Origin of the sequence: Acinetobacter sp. YH12145 (genome assembly GCF_013418335.1) — a bacterium.
Classification (GTDB): Bacteria; Pseudomonadota; Gammaproteobacteria; order Pseudomonadales; family Moraxellaceae; genus Acinetobacter; species Acinetobacter amyesii.
On the sequence record NZ_VPCE01000002.1, the window covers coordinates 147444 to 168270 of the forward strand.

Here is a 20827-nt window from a genome sequence, read left to right on the forward strand (position 1 = left end):
TCTTTCATGAGCTTTGTGCGATGGGGCAATAAAATCCGCACATATATCGACACATTTCTCTGGGTGCCTTTTTAGGTGGAGAATGCGGGTATATGGAGGCCTAACCCAAACTTTAAGGTAAAGAAAATGGCAGATTACAACGTAAGCATGCGCGACCTTCTTCAAGCAGGCGCACACTTCGGTCACCAAACACGTTTTTGGAATCCAAAAATGCGCGAATACATCTTCGGCGCGCGCAACAAAATTCACATCATCAACCTTGAGCACACTGTTCCTGCGTTAAATGATGCTTTGAACTTTGCTAACAACTTGGCTAGCAAAAAGAACAAAGTTTTGTTCGTTGGTACAAAACGTGCAGCTTCTGCAATCATCCGTGAACAAGCTCAACGTGCAGGTCAACCATATGTTGATCACCGCTGGTTGGGTGGTATGTTGACTAACTGGAAAACTCTTCGCCAGTCAATCAACCGTCTAAAAGACCTTCAAACTCAATCTACTGACGGTACTTTCGCTAAACTTACTAAACGTGAAGCTTTAGAACGTACTCGTGAGATGGAAAAACTTGAACGCGCTCTTGGCGGCGTTAAAAACATGGGTGGTTTACCTGACGCATTATTCGTAATCGATGTTGATCACGAAGCAATTGCAATTAAAGAAGCTAAAAACCTTGGTATTCCTGTTATCGGTATCGTTGATACAAACTCTAACCCAGACAACGTAGACTACGTTATCCCTGGTAACGACGATGCGATCCGTGCAGTTACTCTTTACGCTTCTGCTATGGCTGATGCGATTCTTGCTGGTAAAGAATATGCTCAATCACAAGCAAATGCACAAGCTAAAGGCGAAGAAGCTCCTGCTTCTGAGGCTTAATGCGTTTGACGTAAGCTTGTCATTTTTGCGACACGTGATGGTGGCAAAGTAAGCGTCATGTATGCAGACGGCCCAAGAGACAGCTCTGGGCCGTTTCTGTTCTAAAAAGAATTCATTTTCTACCGTATTTAGGAGATTAACATGACTGCAGTTACAGCAAGCATGGTTAAAGAATTGCGCGATCGTACTGGTCTTGCAATGATGGAATGTAAAAAAGCATTAACAGAAGCGGGCGGTGACATCGAATTAGCGATCGACAACCTTCGTAAATCTGGTCAAGCTAAAGCTGCTAAAAAAGCGGGTAACATTGCAGCTGACGGCGCGATCACTATCGCTCAAGAAGGCAACAAAGCAATCCTTGTAGAAGTTAACTGTCAAACTGACTTCGTTGCTAAAGACGAAAACTTTGCTGGTTTCTCTGCTAAAGTTGCTGCTGCTGCGCTTGCTGCTGGTGTAACTGACGTTGCTCAAATTGCTGAATTGAAACTTGAAGATGGTGCTACTGTTGAAGAAGCTCGTATCGCGCTTGTTCAAAAAATCGGTGAAAACATCCAAGTACGTCGTGCTCAAATCGTTGAAGGCGACAACCTTGCAGTTTACAAACACGGTTTAAAAATCGGTGTTGTAGTTGCATACGCTGGTGATGCTGAAACTGGTAAAGGTTTGGCTATGCACATCGCTGCATTCAACCCAGTTGCTGTAAACGAAGCTGGCGTTTCTGCTGAACTTATCGCTAAAGAAAAAGAAATTGCTGAAGCGAAAGCAATTGAATCTGGTAAACCAGCAAACATCGTTGAAAAAATGGTAACTGGTTCAGTTCAGAAATACTTGAACGAAGTTGTTCTTGAGAACCAAATGTACGTTATCGACAACGATAAGAAAGTTGCAGAAGTTCTTAAAGCAACTGGTACTACTGTTGCTAACTTCGTACGTTTCGAAGTTGGTGAAGGTATTGAGAAAAAAGCTGAACTTTCTTTCGCTGAAGAAGTTGCTGCTGCTCAAGCTGCTGCAAAATAATCTCTGATTATTTGTAGAAAAAAGCCCTCGTTTTTGAGGGCTTTTTTTATGGCTGTAGCTTTACTGATTTCAAAGCTATTCTGACTTTAAATTGTGTGCATTGTTGTTCACAGATCCTATTTTTATCCATATTAATGACTATAATGAGTTGAAAATTTAGATTTAAACTATCTTATGGCAAACAAAACAAACTTAACCATCGGCGGAATTATTGTTGCGCTTACAGCCGCTTATTTCGGAATCGATTTACAACAACAAAAATCTGCACCAGTTCAGACGACAGCGGAACAAAACGCACAGCCACAAATAGAATCAGTACAACCTGTAGATGCTCAACAAAAAGGGCAGAGTGCTGAAGATGTTATTGCGCATGCATTTAAAAATAAACTCAGTAATGTTCAGGTTGAGGGTGCAGGTCAAGTCAAAGCGGTACTACGAGATGATAATGAAGGTAGTCGCCATCAAAAGTTCATTTTGACCTTAAATAATGGTCAAACGCTTTTGGTCGCGCATAATATCGATCTAGCCCCACGAATTGATAACTTGCAAAAAGGCGATACAGTTCAATTTTACGGTGAATATGAATATTCAGATCAGGGGGGTGTGATGCACTGGACACATCACGATCCGAATGGACGTCATCAGGATGGTTGGTTAAAGCATCAAGGTAAAACCTATCAATAAAAATCACGTAGTCATTTTTAACTTTAGTCATTTAAATGATCATGATTCAGATGAAGCTATCAACATAAAATTGGATTAACCATATTGAGTAAAAGCCAGTGTTTAAACACTGACTTTTTGGTCGTATAAATAGAAAAAATGATTGGAAATACCAGAGATAAATACACCTATAAACAATAGGGTTTTAAGCATCGAATATGAAGAAAACCGATCTGGAATAACTGAAAAAGAGATCCATGAAATTAATCGTGCTCTAAATGCTCTTTATTTGCGATTTATGGTGTGTTTTCCAATTACTAAGTACTTTTCCTGCAAATGTATCTAAACACCAAATAGGGCCAATGAGGAGGAATTGGAGATCTTTGAAAAAAGAGGGCTTTTTACCTTCAATTTTATGGCCATAAAATTGACCAATCCATGCGAATATAAAGAGCGCGATATAAAAGCCATATCCAACTGGTAACACCCAAATTAGCCATGCCATGATTAATGTTAACGCGGCCATTGCAACAGCAAGCACAATGTCTAAACGTGCGTAAAAGATAAATGCTAAGGCAAGTAAGACAGCAGTAAGTAGCGCGCTAAAATGTGCCAATATGCCAACGATTGAAAAATAAATCGTGGGTACGCAAATCCAGTGAATCATTTTATTGGTTTTATTTTGATGACTTTCGCTGTATTCATCAAACCATTCGTTGATTGTTTTCATGATAGTCCTTAATCATGGGGAAGGACTTCAATATAAACAAGAATGCGGGAAGGGTCAAAATCAGGATTACTGATGATTTGAAAGGCTAAGAGGCTTCAAATAAAAAAACCACGCTAAGCGTGGTCTGTTAAATGCAGTCACTTCATTGGAGAATTAAGAATTTGGACCGTCTACGCGTTCAATACTCACGTTTGCAGTACCCGCACTGGTAATACCCAGTTGCTTAGCAGCACCATAAGATAAATCAAGAACACGGTTACCATGGAATGGACCACGGTCATTTACTTTCACCACGACGCTTTTACCATTATTGCGATTCGTAACACGAATAAAGCAATTAAGTGGCAGGCTACGATGTGCTGCTGTAAGTGCGTTCATGTCAAACGTTTCACCGCTTGCTGTTTTACGACCGTGGAATTGACGACCGTACCAAGAAGCAGTACCTGTTTGAGTGAACTTACGAACAGTATTCGATGCAACAGTATTTAACTTTTCAATCACTGAAGGCTCATCTTCAGGAATTTCGATTTTAGCAGCGATTGTTTGACGACGAATTTTATCGCCAGAACGCTCAGTGATTGAAAGGCTACTTAAATTCGTAAAGTTTGAATTGAAGCTTTGAGCTTCTTTATTCAATACACGAGCTGCAAGACGAGAGTTGTCATTATCATGATTGAATGATGATGACTGAACCATCTCAGCTTGTGACTGACTTAGCGCAACTGCCGTGGCAACCGCTAAGGCATATTTAATAATTGATGACTGCATTGTTTATCTCCCAATGGCATATTTACTGGTTCAACTAAGTCGCTGATATCCATGTAAACACGTCTGATATTTCACTTTTGCAACTATATTTAACGAGATGGATAATATTCATGCCATCAATAGGCTGTCTAGTGTTTAATTAAAATACTTTGAAAATGTCTAAAAAATTAACAATAGTTGTTTAAAAAATAATCAATAATGTAACAAGGTGTGTATAATGTCGAATAAATGCTCATTTTGGTGAAAATATTTGTTGACTTTTTTGCTCTATAAGAAAAAACCAGTCTTATCGACTGGTAACTTCAGTGCCTAAAAGCCATAGTGCAGTCGCATACATACGGCTTTTGTTATAGGTTGTAATGACCTGAAAATTTGGATAAGTGATGTAATAAATTGGTCCATAACTATCTTGCAATTGGATGACATTGACTAAATCGAGATCATCGATTTTTACCAATGGATTCATAGGGGTTACACCTTGAGCCTTGAGTACACCATAGGGTGTTGGCTGGTTTAAATCCTTTGCAATAATAGCATCTGGGTTGTTTCCGCTATAGCGAGCAGCAAAAGCAATCGGTTGATTACGCTGCCAACCATAATTTGCTAAATAATTTGCAATTGAACCAATGGCATCGACAGCTGAATTACGCAGGTCAACATGACCATTGCCATCGTAGTCCACACCAAATTTTGGAATGTTACTTGGCATAAATTGAGGATAACCCACAGCACCTGCATATGAACCGACGACAGAGTTGGTTGGAACACCATCTTTATATGACCAAGCAATCAGTGCAGCAAGTTCATCTTGGAAATATTGCGCACGGCGTTCATAGCCAAAACCAAGGGTCGCCAAAGCATCACGGGTGATAAAATTACCTTTATTGCTGCCATAGCCTGTTTCAACACCCAAAATGCCTAAAATCACGGATTGAGGCACACCAAATTGTTGTTCTGCACGATTTAAAGTGTCGGCATATTGATTTTTGAAGCGAACGCCGCGTTGAATTGTACTTTCAGCTAAAAAGTTGGTTTTGTATTGGTACCAAGGCTTTGATTCGCCAGGTCTATTCATAATGCTAATAATGTTGGGTAGGTTTTTACTGCCTTGCATTGCCCAATCAATTTGATTTTCACTCAGACCATAGGTTTGCATTGCATTTTGTTTAAAGCTTGCATATGCAGGATGAGATTGGAAGTCGTTAGCCTGACAAAAACTGGTCAGTGAAATTGAACCGGCCATAATGGCAATATGTGATAGTTTTTTATAAAAATTTCGATTTAGCATAAATAAAAAATTTCCAGTTGCTTTAGCGATGAGTATGAACAAAATTTCGAGGGGAAAAGATCCTGAAAATTGTGATGACCTTCTGGTTTCATAGCTCATTAAAGGTAAACGTTACCAATAGCAACTAAGATACCACTGACAGCGCATGCTTTCATAAATAGATATACAAAAAAAGACAAAGCAAAGGGTTTTTTCGCAGTTAACATATTGAAAAGTGACATATTCATTTACATAACTTGCAAATATTCACAAATCATTTGAAATAAAGATGACTCTAAAACTCATGCGTCATAAAAACGCAGAACGAGTAAACTTTATCGCGTTGCGAAATACTGTTTAGAAGCTACAAAAGTTGCAATGTTATATCTAAAAATAAAGGGACAGGATTAAAAAGGTACCGGTCTAAAACACATATATGCAAGCAGTGATTTATTCATTGCATAGTTTTTGTTCGTCAGCACTTCAATGCTGTTGAAAACGTCGCTATATATAGTAGAAATATAGACTGAATGATAAAAAAGAAAGAGATTGAATATTAAAATGGACGCATTGAGATTTAAGCCAAAATGACGGCTCACATTAAAATATGATCTATATTCAGGTCCTTCCTGTTCTTTGTAGATTCTTAAAAATTGTGGATATCAATGTACTGTCTTTCTTTTAATAAAAATCTGTTCAATTCTAGAACTGTGTTTGCATGACTATATAGTCATTGTATCGGGATTCGATTATATGCGTTTAGCCATAAAAAAACCTAGCCAAAGCTAGGTTTTGACGAAAAGCGAGATTTATTTGTTAAACATCGCATCATGTGCTTCTGCAAGGGCACTTAGCTCTTCTTTGGTTAAATTTGGGAAAATCTTATCAATTGCAATATGAATAGCTTTAATCACAGCAGAAGAACCGATATCGGCTGCTTTACGTTTAATCATGCCTAAATCGAGTGTTTTATTAAAATCATTCATAAAATGACGCACTGCAGCTTCAGCAAACTGTTTATACAGTTCACCAAAAGCAGCTTTATTGATATCTACACCCGATTTAATTTCGGCATAACTGTTCTTAAGGTTAGTGACCAATCCTGCATCTAAGTTCAGACCTACACGATAAGTGCCAGTCGCGTCTTGAAATAAACTTCGTTCTGAAAATTCAATGGATTGTTTCACCACATCATTCGGAGATTTACCCAATAGCTGCTTTAACAATACAGCGACTGTTGATTTGACATAGCCAGCCAGTTTTTCTGCTGTGTCGCGCTTATCGCTTGCAGGAAACAGATGAACAGGAGCTAATATAGTTGCACCAATGATTTCTTCATTAATCAGCAAAGCTGTTTTATCACGTAAAGGATAAAGGGGTTCACTCGAATTTTTTTTCGCGTGACCATTTTGGATACTGCTTAGAAGTTCCTCAGAAGGAATAAAACCAAAAAATGGCATCACTAACCTCAATTTTTTTATTGTCGCGCCAATCGAATGGGGCGAGGCATCCATGTTAAATCCGATACACGACAAGGGTTGATATCCAATCCACCACGGCGTGTATAGGCAGCATATACCATCAGCTGACTTGGTTTTAAATGTTGCCAAATATCGGCAAACATTTGCTCCACACATTGTTCGTGGAAACCATTATGCTGACGGTAAGAAATAATATAAGCCAGAATACTACGATAACAAGGCTTAGTACCTTTATACCGTATAAATACTGTTCCCCAATCAGGTTGACCCGTGACTGGACAGTTACTTCTTAATAAATGTGAATAAAGTTGAATTTCAACTTCTTCTTGCGCTGCATCTTCATCTAAAGAGAGTAAAGCTGCATTTGGATGATTTTCTAACTGGGTGGGTTCTAAGTCATCAATACAGATGCCTTGCGGTTTTGAAATTTCAACTTCATCAACATGAAATAGATCAATAGTCACAGCGGCATTGGCTGCAGCAGATAAGTCTTTTTCAACGGTTGCTTTAAACGCTGCCTGAGAATCAAATTTGGTAAAGTTCATACTATTAAAGTAGAGCTTTAAAGATTTCGATTCGATGAGGTTGTCTGAACTTGCAGGCAAAGTTAAACGGCCAATAGCGACTTGAGGCACACCAGAAGCATTTAACCAAGAAATTTCAAAAACATGCCACCAGTCTGTACCTTGGCGGATGCCTTCCACATGGGCATATTGTTCACGTGCAGTGGCACGTGCAATCGGAAACAGAATATCGGGTTGGTATTCTGTTGGGTAGTTGGTGTTTTTACCTAAAAGGGATTGTTCTACACTCATTATTCACGCATTCCTGAACCACGAGAAAGTAAATGATACGCCACGCCATAAAGTACAACGCAACATGCAGTAATTACTGTCAGTGAAATACCGACATTCACATCGCTATGACCTAAAATACCGTAGCGGAATGCATTGACCATATACACGACAGGGTTGATTAAAGAGAGATTTTGCCAAAAAGGACTCAGTGATGAGATGGCATAGAAAACACCGCCTAAATAAGTCAGCGGAGTCAGGACGAAAGTCGGGATAATCGAAATGTCGTCAAAAGATTTTGCATAAACAGCATTAATAAATCCGCCAAAAGAAAACAGCAGCGAAGTAATGAGAACTGTATATATAGTTACGAAGATATTGGTCAGGTGTAATTCAGTAAAAAATAGGCTCATCGCTGTGACAATAAAGCCGACTAAAACACCACGGCAAACGCCACCGATCACATAACCCCAAAGCACCATGTGTAACGGCACCGGGCTCATGATTAATTCTTCGATGCTTTTTTGAAATTTTGCACTAAAGAAACTGGATGACACATTGGCATAGCTGTTGGTGATGACCGCCATCATAATTAAGCCGGGCACGATGAACTGCATATAGCTAAAACCGCCCATTTGCCCAATGCGTGAACCGACTAAATTACCGAAAATCACAAAGTACAAACTCATGGTGATCGCAGGTGGGAGAAGAGTTTGCGGCCAAATACGCATGAAACGGCGAATTTCTTTATAAACTAAGGTGTAGAGGGCAATACACAGTTGGTTAAAATTCATTGTGCTGCACCTTCAAGATTTTTTTCGACCATACGGACAAACAGTTCTTCTAGTCGGTTAGATTTATTACGCATACTACGAACCTGAATACCTTGAGATTCCATGAGTTGGAATAAATCATTCAAGGTATGGGCTTTATCCATAGTGACCTCTAAAGTGACGGGGTCAACTAAGTTGAAACGAACACCAATAATTTCAATATGGATGGGTTCAATGGGTTCGGCTAAATCGAAAATAAAGGTTTCTTCATTTAACTGACTGAGGAAACCTTTCATGCTGGTGTCTTCTTTAATCACACCACGATCAATAATTGCGATTCGACGGCACAACATTTCAGCTTCTTCTAAATAGTGTGTCGTTAAAATAATGGACGTGCCTTTTTCGTTCATTTCAGTGAGGAAATCCCACATCGAACGGCGTAGTTCAATATCAACACCAGCAGTCGGCTCATCTAAAATCAGCAGTTTAGGTTCATGCATCATGGCACGAGCGATCATTAAACGGCGTTTCATACCGCCCGATAGCATGCGTGCTTGGGTGCTACGTTTTTCCCAAAGGCCAAGCTTTTCTAAATATTCCTCTGCACGTTTCTCTGCTATCTTTTTAGAAATACCGTAATAACCAGCTTGAGTCACCAAAATATCAAATGTTTTTTCAAATTGACCAAAGTTAAATTCTTGAGGTACAACGCCCAAACACTGCTTTGCATGCGAGGGATGGGTATCTAAATTGTGCCCAAAAATTTCGACAGTACCTGAAGTTTTACGGGTTAGTGAACTGATAATACTAATCGTGGTAGATTTTCCTGCACCATTGGGACCTAAAAGTGCATAAAATTCACCTTCGGGTACTGTTAAATCAATACCTTTAAGCGCCTGAAACCCATTTTTATAGGTTTTTGACAGCTGCTTTAACGTTAGTGCATCAGTCATAAATAATTCACTCTATAAATAGTGTGAGTATTGTGCGATATCGGGGCAAATAAACCAAGTAAATCGTATGGAATTCTGCATTTTAAAAATAGAACGTTGTATAAAGCTTAAGCAGAAAAATACCTAACATCTATATAGTTGCTTTACCTTAGAGTTTTTTTTGTTATGATGTGCGCAATCCAAAATAAGCGCTCATAGCTCAACTGGATAGAGTACAGGTCTCCGAAGCCTGTGGCGTGGGTTCGAGTCCCGCTGAGCGCACCATTTTTTAGTTTTGACTGTTTAACTAAATTTTGCGAATCAATAGCTTTTTTTTTATTACTACTTTTCTATTCAACCCGATCAATCTCAAAGCCCAATATTGCTTTAGCCATCATTGATGTATCTTTTTCTATATATAAAATTCAAAATATTTCTCAGTTCTTTTTATTCTAATTTCAAAGTCATACAAAACATCTAAATTGAAAGCTTATAAATAGTGGCAATAGTAATTTCACTGTATTTATATCTGCATCTAAATCAAAAGAATCTATTGAAAACACGATTATAAAAGTCATGCACCAAAATAGTGGAGCTTGGAAACTTAATAGAACACTTATCGTTTTGTATTGCCTAAATAAAATAGGAAAACGATTGGTGCTTTAGTATTAACATACTAAAAAATAACAAAAAATTAATTTTGGCATGATGTGTGCAATACAGTATTCAAACTTGGATACAAGAATGAGCACATCAATGAACCCAATAAAAACTTTAGGCTGGACTTTAGAAGAATGGAAAGCGGGCTACGCGAATAACACAATTCAATTGGAAGAATTATATGCCTTGGTCGAGCAATTTGATCATGCAGATCCAGCATGGATTTCCATTGCCTCTATAGAGCAATTAACTGCGCAGATTGACGCTTTAAAACAAATCAAAAATGCTGCGGCCTTACCTTTATTTGGTGTGCCTATTGCAGTGAAAGACAATATTGATGTGGTGGGCTTTGCGTCAACGGCTGCGTTTAAATTATTTACGGACATAAAAACTGAAGATGCCTATGTGGTGCAACGCTTAAAACAAGCGGGTGCGATTATTGTAGGCAAAACCAATTTAGATCAATTCGCTACTGGTTTAGTGGGTACACGTTCGCCATTTGGTGCTGTGCCGAATACTTTTAATTCTGACTTTGTAAGCGGTGGTTCAAGTTCAGGTTCAGGCAGTGTGGTGGCGCGTGGTTTAGTCCCGATTGCGCTTGGTACAGATACAGCAGGCTCAGGGCGTATACCCGCAGCATTTAATAATATTGTTGGTTTAAAGCCAACCAAAGGTCGCTTTTCAAATACAGGCTTATTGCCTGCTTGTAAAAGCTTAGATTGCATTTCAATTTTTGCCTTAACCGTCGCTGATGCAACTGCAGTGGCAGAAGTTATGGAAGGTTTTGATGTAACCGACAGTTATTCACGTGTGAATCCTGCTACAGCGCCTGCAAAGTTCAGCGCACAATTAAAATTAGCCATTCCAAAACAATTAGAATTTTTTGGCGATGCTCAATCGGCGGATGCATTTCAGCATGCACTAACTGAATTAAAAAACTTAGGTGCAGAACTAACTGAAATTGATTTCAGTCCTTTTGCAAAATTGGCTGCACAACTGTATCAAGGGTCATGGGTCGCAGAGCGAACTGCTGCAGTTGCAGACTTATTAGAAACATCGGTACAAGACTTTGATCCAACGGTTTTAGAAATTATTCAAAAAGGTCAGCAGTACACTGCGGTGGATGCTTATAACGCCGAATATTTAAAGCAAGAATTGGCTCGAGACATTCAGCAAACCTTAGCGCAATTTGATGCCTTGGTGGTGCCAAGCTCACCAACCATTCATACACTGGCTGAAATGGCCGAAGCGCCAATTGATAATAATAGCCACTTTGGTACCTATACCAACTTCACCAATTTGGCTGACCTCAGTGCCATCGCTGTTCCTGCAGGCTTTCGAGCCGACAGCTTGCCATTTGGTATCACATTCATTGCGCCTGCTTGGCATGATATGGCTTTAGCTGACTTTGCAGAAAAATGGCAAAACCATCTGAAATTACCACTCGGTGCAGTAGCTAAAACATTGCCTGAAGTAGCTTCAGTCATTTCTGCACCATCTGCACAGCATTTTCGAGTTGCAGTGGTAGGCGCACATCTCACAGGTATGCCACTCAATTTCCAACTGACAACACGTCAAGCCGTGCATGTCGAAACCACAACCACTTCTGCTGATTATGCCCTCTATGCACTGCCGGGCACAGTACCGCCAAAACCAGGTTTAGCACGTCAGGAATCGGGTCAAAAAATTATTGTCGAGCTTTGGGATATTCCAAAAGCACGCTTTGGTGAATTTGTTGCTGAAATTCCAACACCACTAGGGATGGGCAATGTCGAGCTTGCCGATGGACGTTGGGTGAAAGGCTTTATTTGTGAACCTTATGGCTTAAACGGTGCAAAAAATATCAGTGAATTCGGTGGCTGGCGCGCCTATATCCAATCACTACAAGCAACAACAGCAAAATTAAATTAAAAATTCGGGGGAAATAATTATGTTTAAAACAGTTTTAATTGCAAACCGTGGTGAAATTGCTGTTCGTGCGATTCGTACATTAAAGAAACTCGGTGTTCAGTCGGTTGCCGTATATTCAGAGACAGACCGTTATGCACAACATGTCTTAGATGCAGATGTGGCGGTGTCGCTTGAAGGTGTTAAGCCTGCAGAGACTTATTTAAGTATTGAAAAATTGATTCAAGCAGCCAAACAAACTGGCGCTGAAGCAATATTTCCCGGTTATGGTTTTTTGTCAGAGAGTGCTGACTTTGCTCGTGCATGTGAAGAAAATAACATTGCCTTTATGGGGCCAACGGCTGAACAAATTTTAGAATTTGGTTTGAAGCATCGTGCACGTGAATTGGCAGCTGCAGCGAATGTACCCATGACACCGGGCACAGGTTTATTGGCAAGTTTAGATGAAGCACTCGCATCTGCGGCAGAGATTGGCTATCCCGTCATGCTGAAAAGCACTGCGGGTGGTGGCGGCATTGGTTTAACGCGATGTGATGATGAACAATCATTAAAAGATGCGTATGAAAGTGTAAAGCGTCTAGGCGAGCAATTCTTTAAAGATGCGGGTGTTTTCCTCGAACGTTTTGTCGATAAAGCCCGTCACGTAGAAGTACAAATTTTTGGTGATGGTTTAGGTCAAGTCGTTGCTTTTGGGGAGCGCGATTGTTCATTGCAGCGCCGTAACCAAAAAGTCGTTGAGGAAACACCGGCACCGCACTTACCAGAAGCAACACGTCAAAAATTGCACCGTGCTGCTGTAGAGCTTGGTCAATTGGTGAAATACCGCAGCGCAGGTACGGTTGAGTTTATCTATGATGCTGCCCGTGATGAAGTGTATTTCCTTGAAGTGAATACCCGTTTGCAGGTTGAACACCCAGTCACTGAAATGGTGACAGGATTAGATCTGATTGAATGCATGCTTAAAGTGGCGGCAGGTAATGCTCTGGACTGGGAAAAACTCAGCAATATTCAGCCCAATGGTGCTGCCATTGAAGTGCGAATTTATGCGGAAGATCCAGTGAAAAACTTCCAGCCAAGTCCGGGTGTGTTGACGGATGTGTATTTCCCTGAAGATATTCGTATAGATACTTGGGTGTCTACAGGGACTGAAATTTCACAATATTTTGACCCGATGATTGCCAAAATTATTGTGCATGCTGCAGACCGAGACAGTGCGATTGCCAAGCTAAAAACAGCCTTGGCTGAAACTCGCCTGAATGGCATCAGCACCAACTTAGACTATGCACATACCGTAGTTTCAGATGCACGCTTTGAAAATATGCAAATCTGGACACGTCTGCTGGATGATTTTAAATACGTGCCAAATGTAATTGAAGTGCTGCAACCGGGCACGCAAAGTTCGATTCAAGACTATCCAGGGCGTGTAGGCTATTGGGATATTGGTGTACCGCCATCAGGCCCGATGGATGATTATGCATTTCAGTTGGCCAATCAAATTGTCGGTAATCCAAAATCGGCAGCAGGCTTTGAGTTTACCTTACAAGGACCAAGTCTTAAATTTCATGCCGATAGCATCGTAGCCATTGCAGGTGCGCCATGTAGCGCGACTCTAGATGGTGTGAATGTCGATTTTTGGCAGCCGATCAGCATCAAAGCCGGGCAAACTTTGGCACTCGGACAAGTTGAATCGGGTTGCCGTACATATCTTGCAATCCGCAATGGGTTAAATGTACCTGAATATCTAGGCAGCCGTTCAACCTTTGCATTGGGTAATTTTGGCGGTCATGCAGGGCGAGTACTGCGTGCAGGTGACATGATTAAAATGGTCAATCCAAGTTTGCCTTTGGATGGACTGGAAATTGCTACAGCAGCACCACAAGCTTTGGCAGCAGAGCGTATTCCAAGCTATGGCAAAGAATGGAAAATTGGCGTGTTGTATGGTCCGCATGGTGCACCAGATTTCTTTAAATCTGAATATATTGAAGAATTCTTTGCTTCAACATGGAATGTGCACTTTAACTCAAACCGTTTAGGTATTCGCCTAACAGGCCCGACACCATGCTGGGCACGTGAAAATGGCGGTGAAGCAGGTTTACATCCATCCAATGTGCATGACTGTGAATATGCTATTGGGGCGATTAACTTTACCGGAGATTTCCCAGTGATTTTGGCGAAAGATGGCCCAAGCCTCGGTGGCTTTGTTTGCCCAGTGACGATTGCCAAAGCAGAACTTTGGAAAATTGGTCAGCTTAAGGCAGATGACAGCATTAGTTTCTATCCGATGAGTGTTGAACAAGCCAATGCATTGGAAGTTCAGCAAATTGCCGATATCCAAAACTTTGCTCAAGCACCTGAAAAGTCAGCGTTGGTCAATTTTGAATGCAAGCCTGAAGGGATATTGGCGGTTCGTGAAGCAGATGCACATGCGCCAAAAGCGGTCTATCGTCAGGCAGGTGACAGTTATATCTTGTTGGAATATGGCGAAAACGTTCTCGACCTTGCATTGCGCTTACGTGTTTATCGACTGATGCAGCTCATTCGTGAAGCGAATATTGATGGAATCTTAGAGCTTTCACCGGGTGTGCGTTCACTGCAAATTAAATATGATGGATTGTGTTTCAGCCAAGCGAATTTAATTCAGTTCTTATTAGGACTCGAAAATGAGATGGGAGATTTGAGCCAAATCAAGATTCCATCCCGTATTATTCACTTGCCGATGGCATTTGAGGATTCGGCCACTTTAGGTGCTGTAGAACGTTATCAAGAAAGTGTCTGTGCTAAAGCGCCTTGGTTGCCAAATAACGTCGATTTCATTCAGCGCATTAATGGCTTAGACTGCCGTGAGCAAGTCAAAGACATCATTTTTGATGCCAATTATCTGATTTTAGGTTTGGGGGATGTGTATTTAACTGCACCTTGTGCAGTGCCAATTGATCCGCGTCATCGTTTGCTCAGCTCGAAATATAACCCTGCACGTACTTTTACCGCAGAAGGCACAGTGGGTATTGGCGGTATGTACATGTGTATCTATGGCATGGACTCACCGGGCGGTTATCAGTTGATTGGTCGTACATTGCCCATTTGGAATAAGTTTAAAAAGAACAAGCAGTTTGGCGATCAGCAATGGTTCTTACACTTCTTTGATCAAATTAAATATTATGAAGTAACCGAAGCTGAACTGGATCAATTCCGTGCTGACTTTGCCAATGGTGTGGCGGAAATCAAAATTGAAGAAACTGAATTTGATTTTGCAGCCTATCAAGCCTTTTTGGAAACAGAAAAGGACAGTATTGCAGAATTTAAAGCGCAGCAGCAACAGGCATTTACAACTGAAGTTGAACGCTGGAAAGATGAGTTTGATGCGCCTGCGGAAATGGAAATCCTGCAAGATGATACCGACTATAGCCAGTATGCAGCCTTGAATGCATCGATGACCGGCAACATTTGGAAAATTTTTGTCGAAGCGGGACAGTCTGTGAAGAAAGGTGAGACTGTAGCCATTATTGAAGCGATGAAAATGGAGCTTCCAGTCTATGCCGATGATGATGGTATCGTGAAAGCGATTATCTGCCGTGCAGGACAAACGGTACATAGCGGTGAGCCGCTGGTTTATATGGAATAAACATGACCACAACCACCATTGTTGGGAAAAGCTCAGACAACTTGTCTGAGCTGGTTTTCCAAAAAATAAAAAACGATATTTTTGATTTCCAGCTCAAACCGGGCGCACGTTTTACCGAATCTGAAATTGCCGAGTTGTATGAAGTGAGCCGTACACCCGTACGTCAGGCTTTATACCGTTTACAGCAAGATGGCTATGTAAGAGTACATTTTCGTAGCGGTTGGGAGGTGAAGCCGCTTAACTTTAAAGCTTATGAAGAACTGTATGATTTGCGGATTTTGCTTGAATGCTATGCCATTGAGCAGCTCTGCAAAATGGAATCAGAGCAGCTCAAACAGGCTTTACAGGACTTGGTGAATTTGTGGTGTATTCAGCCTGAGCAGTTTTTGCATGATTTAAAAACTTTATCGATGCAAGATGAAGCATTTCACTGCCAATTGCTTGAAGCAATCGCTAATAGTGAAATGGCAAAGGTGCATCGGGATGTGAGTGAAAAAATCCGTATTATTCGTCGCTTAGATTTTTCTAAAGATTATCGAATTGAAGCCACTTATGCAGAGCATCAACAGATTTTACAATTGATCCTTGGACATAATGTTACAGCGGCATTGGAGAAAATGCGCAGCCATATTCAGCAAAGTAAAGAAGAGGTGAAAAAAATTACTTTGGAAATGTTGGCGCGAATGGCATAGAACTATTTGCAAAAGATCTAGCTCACGATAATTCACGGTAGATATGTATTTTACGAGTCAATCTGTGTCGTTAGGGGCGTACTTAGAGCTATAAATAGATGTATTCATTGGTTAATATGATGGAGAAAAATAAAAAAGACCACGAAGGGGAGATTCTTTATTTCAACTTTAGAAAACGCGATTTCATTGGCGACTGAACGCCATTTCGGACAAGTCGATAAAGCGGGTCAAGCTTATATTCAGCATCCACTTCGTGTGATGCAAAATGTGCAACATCCCGATGCTAAAATCGTCGCTGTATTACATGACATTTTAGAAGATACTGCGACAACGACGGATGAGCTTCGTGCTATGGGTTTTCAAGCCCATATTATCGACGCGATACTAGCACTGACTAAAACAGCCGGTGAGAACCGATTTCAAGCTGCGCAGCGTACTGCTAAAAATGCAATTGCGTGTGAAGTAAAACTCAGTGATTTACACGACAATATGGATTTGTCTCGTTTAACTTTGGTCACAGCAAAAGATCGACGTCGTTATCAACAATATGTAAAAGTTAAAAGTAGATTAGAGCGTGCTCGGAGCGTCCATTTACATTTGATCGATTTAAATCTAACAACAGATTATCCGAGATTTCAATTTCAAAGTTCAAAGCAAAATTTTCAATATCTGCTTAATGCGATGTTTGATCTAGAGCATTCATTAGGTGGCGTTCAGATTGGAAGTCCACAGGAGTGGTGGATTTTATTTGAAGATGTCAGTGCATATTTTGCATATTGCCAAAGAAAGGGTGCCGTTCCCAAGCAGGCAACATTCTTAGATTTAATTTTAACCACAGATCGGGACTATTTCGGGGGCATCTTTCAAGCTGAACAAGATCGGCAATTATTTGCTTCTATGTTTGGCGTCTTTATGCAAAATCATTTTTATCGCGTGGAAACTTAAGACAGAAACTGTAGACTGTATCGGCAATACAACAATATAAAGTCACCATTGATTGATGAATTTTATCTAAATGTTGAGCTACTGAGCGTCATTTAAAAACATCTCAAAATGCTTGATTTCGAGATGTTTAAAGTGATTCCATCTATTTAGACGTAAATGAATTTTGAAATTTTATCGGCACATTCTATGACGGTATTGGCAACTTCTCCACGGAATTGAGCTTCTGTATAGGTGCTCAAAGGGCAACTGACCGACAAAATAGCGCTCATTTTCCCACTTGCCTGACTATATATAGGCGCAGCACAAGCGGCCATATCTGTATTGAAATGTCCCCAGCTCACCATAAATGGCTGATTGCGTACTTCACGCAGTCGTTCTAATAAAGCCTCAATATTACGCGGTGTACGTTCCGAAAATATTTTCCAATCTTGAATATTTTCATAACGCTTGATGACTTCAGCTTCCGAAAGTTGCGACAAAATCAATTGACCAATCACCGTTGCATGTGCAGGCCAGCGTGTGCCGATATGCACGGTACTGGTAAATGGACCATTGGACTGAACATTGCTGACGAAAACAATATCTGTGCCTTCTAAGACCGATAAATGCACCGCAATTTTAATTCGGTCACGCAGTTCGCGCATGATCGGCGCAGCCAAATCGGTCAGTGATGATTTAGATAAGCTGTTAAAGCCCAGTTCCATCACATTGCTGTTGAGCGCATAGGTTTTTTGCGACATTTTTCGCAGGTAGCCGCAGTGCTCTAAGGTGTGAATTAAACGAAAAGCGCTGGAACGGTTTACATCTATTTTTTCCGCGATTTCAGAAATGGTCATTTCCTGATGATGTTGATCGAATAATTTTAAAATGGCCAAGCCACGAATTAAGCCTGGGACTAAATAGCGCTCGTCATTGGAAGATTCAGTTTCTTTCTCTAAAGAGGCATCGTTATTAATTGAATTCATTTGCCAAGCTCATCTTTGATCAAGTTTATATAAAAATAAATAACCTATTGGGGCTATTTTAGCGGCCTAAAAATGAGATCGCAATGTTTATATATAAAACATTTATTTGTAAATAAAACATTGCAAAATGTGTTTTTTAACTATCTTGATGAAATATATAAATTTATAAAAATTGACAATTAAATTGCTCACGCATTATTCTATTCATAATGTTTCAAATATTAAATATTGTTTTGCATATAAAACATGGAAGATGAGCATATGAACTGGATATCTGTTTGCAAAGTGAATGAAGTCGCTGATGAAGAGCCAAAAGCGGTTGAAGTCGAAGACAAAAAGATCGGTGTCTTTCTTATCGAAGAAAATTATTTCGCGGTTGAAAACGTCTGCCCGCATGCATTTGCGTTACTGACAGAAGGCTTCATTGAAGGACTGACAGTTGAATGCCCGCTGCATGAAGCGATTTTCAACTTGGATACAGGGGCTTTGGAAAGTGGCCCTGGTTGCAGAGATTTATGTACTTACCCAGTACGCGTTGAAAACGGTGAAGTTCAAATTCAACTCTAAGGCTGAAGGAAGAAAAGGAAATATTCACATGAAAGCATTTAACGAAAAGCTAGCTAAATGGATTAACGCAACGCCTTCGAATGACGCAGGCATTAACAATATTCAAATTCCGGGTCAGGTTGAACATTTGGTTTGGCAAAACCGCAGCCGCGCGCCGAGCCAATATGAATTGGATTTTGTGCAGCATTTAATTCAAGCCTTCAATAACGATGTGACAGAACTGGATGCATTAACCGATGCACTGAATCAGCAAGGGTTTAGAACAGTAGCAGGAGAGGTTTGGACCACTGAGAGCTTCTCGAAAGAAATGCAGCGTCTAGGCTATTAAGAAAAGGATTTCATCATGACTGCAGAAATTAATTTAGAACAATATTTGGATCTTGGTCTGCGTGATCAATGGTATCCAGTCTTGGCAAGCTGGGAAGTAGGTTCAAATCCTGTTGGGATTACCCGTTTAGGCGAAAATATTGTGGTATGGCGCGATGAGCTAGGCGCTGTACATGCACTAGAAGACCGCTGTCCGCACCGAGGCGCACGTTTATCGCTTGGCTGGAATTTGGGTAACCGCGTTGCTTGTTGGTATCACGGTGTAGAAGTACGTCATGACGGCGTGGTGGAAGATGTGCCAGCAGTAAATGATTGCCCGCTCAAAGGCAGCGACTGTGTAAAATCATATCAAGTCAAAGAAATGAATGATGCGATCTTCATTTGGTTTGGTCTTGATGCTAGTGAAGCGCCTGCAGAACTTAACTTACCCGATCAGCTGTCAAGTGATGAGTGGAGCTCATTCCTATGTATGGCAGATTGGAAAGTGAATCATCAATATGCCATTGATAACGTGATGGACCCGATGCACGGCACATACCTGCATTGTACATCGCACTCGATGGCGGAAGGTGAACGTACAGCTGAAATGAAGCACCGCGCAACCCAAGATGGTTTCGTCTTTGAAAAAGAAGGTCAAACTGGTGTGAACTTTGACTGGGTTGAATATGGTCAAACGGGGGCGGCATGGTTACGTTTATCGATTCCTTACCGTAAGTCTTTTGGTCCGGGTGGTGAGTTTTGGATTGTCGGTTTTGCTACCCCGATTGATGCCGACAACACGCGCGTATTTTTCTGGCGCTGCCGTAAAGTCTCTGGCTGGCAGCGTAATGTATGGCGCTTCTTGTACCGTAACCATCTTGAGCAATTGCACTGGGATGTACTTGAACAAGACCGCATTATCTTAGAAAACATGGCGCCCAATGCACGTCAACACGAATTCCTTTATCAGCACGATGTAGGCTTATCTCGCTTACGCCGCCTGATGAAAAAAGAGGCGGAAAAGCAAATCAAAAAAATCTTAGCGCTGCGTGAAGTGAAAGATGAAAACCGCATTGAAATGAAGGAAGCGTCAAATGGCTAATGTGCAGATTTTAGCCGGCAAGCGCATCTTGGTTACCGGAGCTGCGCGCGGCCTAGGACTTGATTTCGCCCAAGCGGCTGCTGAAGCAGGCGCTGCGGTGGTGATGGCTGATATCTTGGCAGATCAAGTGCATGATGAAGCGCAAAGCTTGGCGAAAAATGGCTTAAAAGTCTCATCTGTCATGATTGATTTGAGCGATAAAAATTCGATTCAAAATGCCGTACAAATTGCCGTAGGTGTTTTAGGTGGATTGGATGGCTTGATCAACTGTGCTGCTTTGGCGACAGGGGTGGGCGGTGTAGATATGATGAGCTATGACGAAGCGCTTTGGGACCGTGTGATGACGGTCAATGTTAAAGGCACTTGGTTGGTTTCTCAAGCTTGCGTACCACATTTAAAAGCGTCAGGGCAGGGAAAAATTATCAATATTGCTTCCGATACAGCGCTGTGGGGCGCACCAAAGCTGATGGCTTATGTTGCAAGTAAAGGCGCCATTATTTCGATGACCCGTTCAATGGCAAGTGAGTTAGGCCCAGACAATATCTGTGTGAATACCATCAGCCCAGGTTTAACACTGGTCGAAGCCACAGAATATGTCCCGCAATCACGCCATGATTTGTATGTGAATGGAAGAGCAATACAGCGTCAACAACTTCCGCAGGATGTGAACGGCACAGCCATTTATCTGCTTTCAGATTTATCATCTTTTGTGACCGGACAGAATATTCCTGTGAATGGCGGTTTCGTATTTAATTAAGGAGC

Annotated in this window: 18 protein-coding genes, 1 tRNA gene and 1 pseudogene; 12 read left to right on the plus strand and 8 right to left on the minus strand. The window is 41.0% G+C overall.

Annotated elements, in window-relative coordinates:
- Nucleotides 1–126 precede the first annotated feature (126 nt).
- From rpsB to FTU80_RS01935, 3 genes are all read left to right on the plus strand, one after another.
- Entirely contained in the window at nt 127–873 is a 747-nt protein-coding gene (rpsB, locus tag FTU80_RS01925; RefSeq protein WP_078190314.1) for a 30S ribosomal protein S2, read from the plus strand.
- Between the two features lie 141 nt (nt 874–1014).
- Entirely contained in the window at nt 1015–1890 is an 876-nt protein-coding gene (tsf, locus tag FTU80_RS01930) for a translation elongation factor Ts (RefSeq protein WP_078190313.1), read from the plus strand.
- 174 nt (nt 1891–2064) lie between these two features.
- Complete coding sequence (locus FTU80_RS01935; protein ID WP_180083966.1) at nt 2065–2574, plus strand: DUF3465 domain-containing protein; 510 nt, start codon at nt 2065–2067, stop codon at nt 2572–2574.
- Between the two features lie 253 nt (nt 2575–2827).
- Here the strand turns inward: FTU80_RS01935 and FTU80_RS01940 are convergent, their stop codons facing one another.
- The 7 genes from FTU80_RS01940 to FTU80_RS01970 all read right to left on the minus strand — a co-directional run bounded on the left by FTU80_RS01940 (nt 2828) and on the right by FTU80_RS01970 (nt 9319).
- Nucleotides 2828–3283 (minus strand): DUF962 domain-containing protein, encoded by a 456-nt coding sequence (locus FTU80_RS01940; RefSeq protein ID WP_180083968.1) that lies wholly within the window; start codon nt 3281–3283, stop codon nt 2828–2830.
- 153 nt (nt 3284–3436) lie between these two features.
- Complete coding sequence (locus FTU80_RS01945) at nt 3437–4051, minus strand: septal ring lytic transglycosylase RlpA family protein (RefSeq protein ID WP_078190310.1); 615 nt, start codon at nt 4049–4051, stop codon at nt 3437–3439.
- Between the two features lie 286 nt (nt 4052–4337).
- Nucleotides 4338–5339, minus strand: coding sequence for a lytic murein transglycosylase B (mltB, locus tag FTU80_RS01950; protein WP_078191987.1), 1002 nt, complete (start codon nt 5337–5339; stop codon nt 4338–4340).
- A gap of 788 nt (nt 5340–6127) precedes the next feature.
- Nucleotides 6128–6778 carry a hypothetical protein gene (locus FTU80_RS01955; RefSeq protein ID WP_180083970.1) on the minus strand — a complete coding sequence of 217 codons (651 nt, stop codon included), beginning with the start codon at nt 6776–6778 and terminating at the stop codon, nt 6128–6130.
- A 17-nt stretch (nt 6779–6795) separates the two neighbouring features.
- Entirely contained in the window at nt 6796–7614 is an 819-nt protein-coding gene (gene queF / locus FTU80_RS01960; RefSeq protein WP_180083972.1) for an NADPH-dependent 7-cyano-7-deazaguanine reductase QueF, read from the minus strand.
- The gene (locus FTU80_RS01965) at nt 7614–8387 is read right to left on the minus strand and encodes an ABC transporter permease (RefSeq protein ID WP_180083974.1); all 774 of its coding nucleotides are present in this window, start codon (nt 8385–8387) and stop codon (nt 7614–7616) included. Before FTU80_RS01965 ends, queF begins: the two co-directional genes overlap by 1 nt.
- A complete protein-coding gene (locus FTU80_RS01970) occupies nt 8384–9319 on the minus strand; it encodes an ABC transporter ATP-binding protein (RefSeq protein ID WP_111883996.1) in 936 nt (311 codons plus the stop codon). Before FTU80_RS01970 ends, FTU80_RS01965 begins: the two co-directional genes overlap by 4 nt.
- A gap of 188 nt (nt 9320–9507) precedes the next feature.
- Between FTU80_RS01970 and FTU80_RS01975 the strand changes: the two genes are divergently transcribed.
- From FTU80_RS01975 to FTU80_RS16355, 5 genes and pseudogenes are all read left to right on the plus strand, one after another.
- Nucleotides 9508–9583, plus strand: a tRNA-Arg gene (locus FTU80_RS01975).
- A 471-nt stretch (nt 9584–10054) separates the two neighbouring features.
- Nucleotides 10055–11869, plus strand: coding sequence for an allophanate hydrolase (atzF, locus tag FTU80_RS01980; protein ID WP_180084183.1), 1815 nt, complete (start codon nt 10055–10057; stop codon nt 11867–11869).
- 19 nt (nt 11870–11888) lie between these two features.
- Entirely contained in the window at nt 11889–15488 is a 3600-nt protein-coding gene (gene uca / locus FTU80_RS01985) for an urea carboxylase (protein WP_180083976.1), read from the plus strand.
- A gap of 2 nt (nt 15489–15490) precedes the next feature.
- Nucleotides 15491–16180 carry a GntR family transcriptional regulator gene (locus FTU80_RS01990; protein WP_180083977.1) on the plus strand — a complete coding sequence of 230 codons (690 nt, stop codon included), beginning with the start codon at nt 15491–15493 and terminating at the stop codon, nt 16178–16180.
- Nucleotides 16181–16339: 159 nt separating this feature from the next.
- Nucleotides 16340–16750 (plus strand): annotated as a pseudogene (locus FTU80_RS16355) (guanosine-3',5'-bis(diphosphate) 3'-pyrophosphohydrolase); the annotation flags it as partial.
- A 521-nt stretch (nt 16751–17271) separates the two neighbouring features.
- Here the strand turns inward: FTU80_RS16355 and FTU80_RS02000 are convergent.
- The gene (locus FTU80_RS02000; RefSeq protein ID WP_180076840.1) at nt 17272–18090 is read right to left on the minus strand and encodes an IclR family transcriptional regulator; all 819 of its coding nucleotides are present in this window, start codon (nt 18088–18090) and stop codon (nt 17272–17274) included.
- A gap of 261 nt (nt 18091–18351) precedes the next feature.
- On the opposite strand from FTU80_RS02000, the gene FTU80_RS02005 reads away from it, so the two are divergent.
- The 4 genes from FTU80_RS02005 to FTU80_RS02020 are packed head-to-tail and all read left to right on the plus strand — an operon-like array spanning nt 18352 to nt 20822.
- Nucleotides 18352–18657, plus strand: a complete 306-nt coding sequence (locus tag FTU80_RS02005; protein WP_180083979.1) for a non-heme iron oxygenase ferredoxin subunit — start codon at nt 18352–18354, stop codon at nt 18655–18657.
- A 28-nt stretch (nt 18658–18685) separates the two neighbouring features.
- The gene (locus tag FTU80_RS02010; protein WP_180076841.1) at nt 18686–18985 is read left to right on the plus strand and encodes a recombinase-like helix-turn-helix domain-containing protein; all 300 of its coding nucleotides are present in this window, start codon (nt 18686–18688) and stop codon (nt 18983–18985) included.
- A 15-nt stretch (nt 18986–19000) separates the two neighbouring features.
- Nucleotides 19001–20065, plus strand: coding sequence for an aromatic ring-hydroxylating dioxygenase subunit alpha (locus tag FTU80_RS02015; protein WP_180083981.1), 1065 nt, complete (start codon nt 19001–19003; stop codon nt 20063–20065).
- Nucleotides 20058–20822 (plus strand): SDR family oxidoreductase, encoded by a 765-nt coding sequence (locus FTU80_RS02020; RefSeq protein WP_180083983.1) that lies wholly within the window; start codon nt 20058–20060, stop codon nt 20820–20822. The genes FTU80_RS02015 and FTU80_RS02020 overlap by 8 nt, the downstream gene beginning before the upstream one ends.
- Nucleotides 20823–20827: the final 5 nt, after the last annotated feature.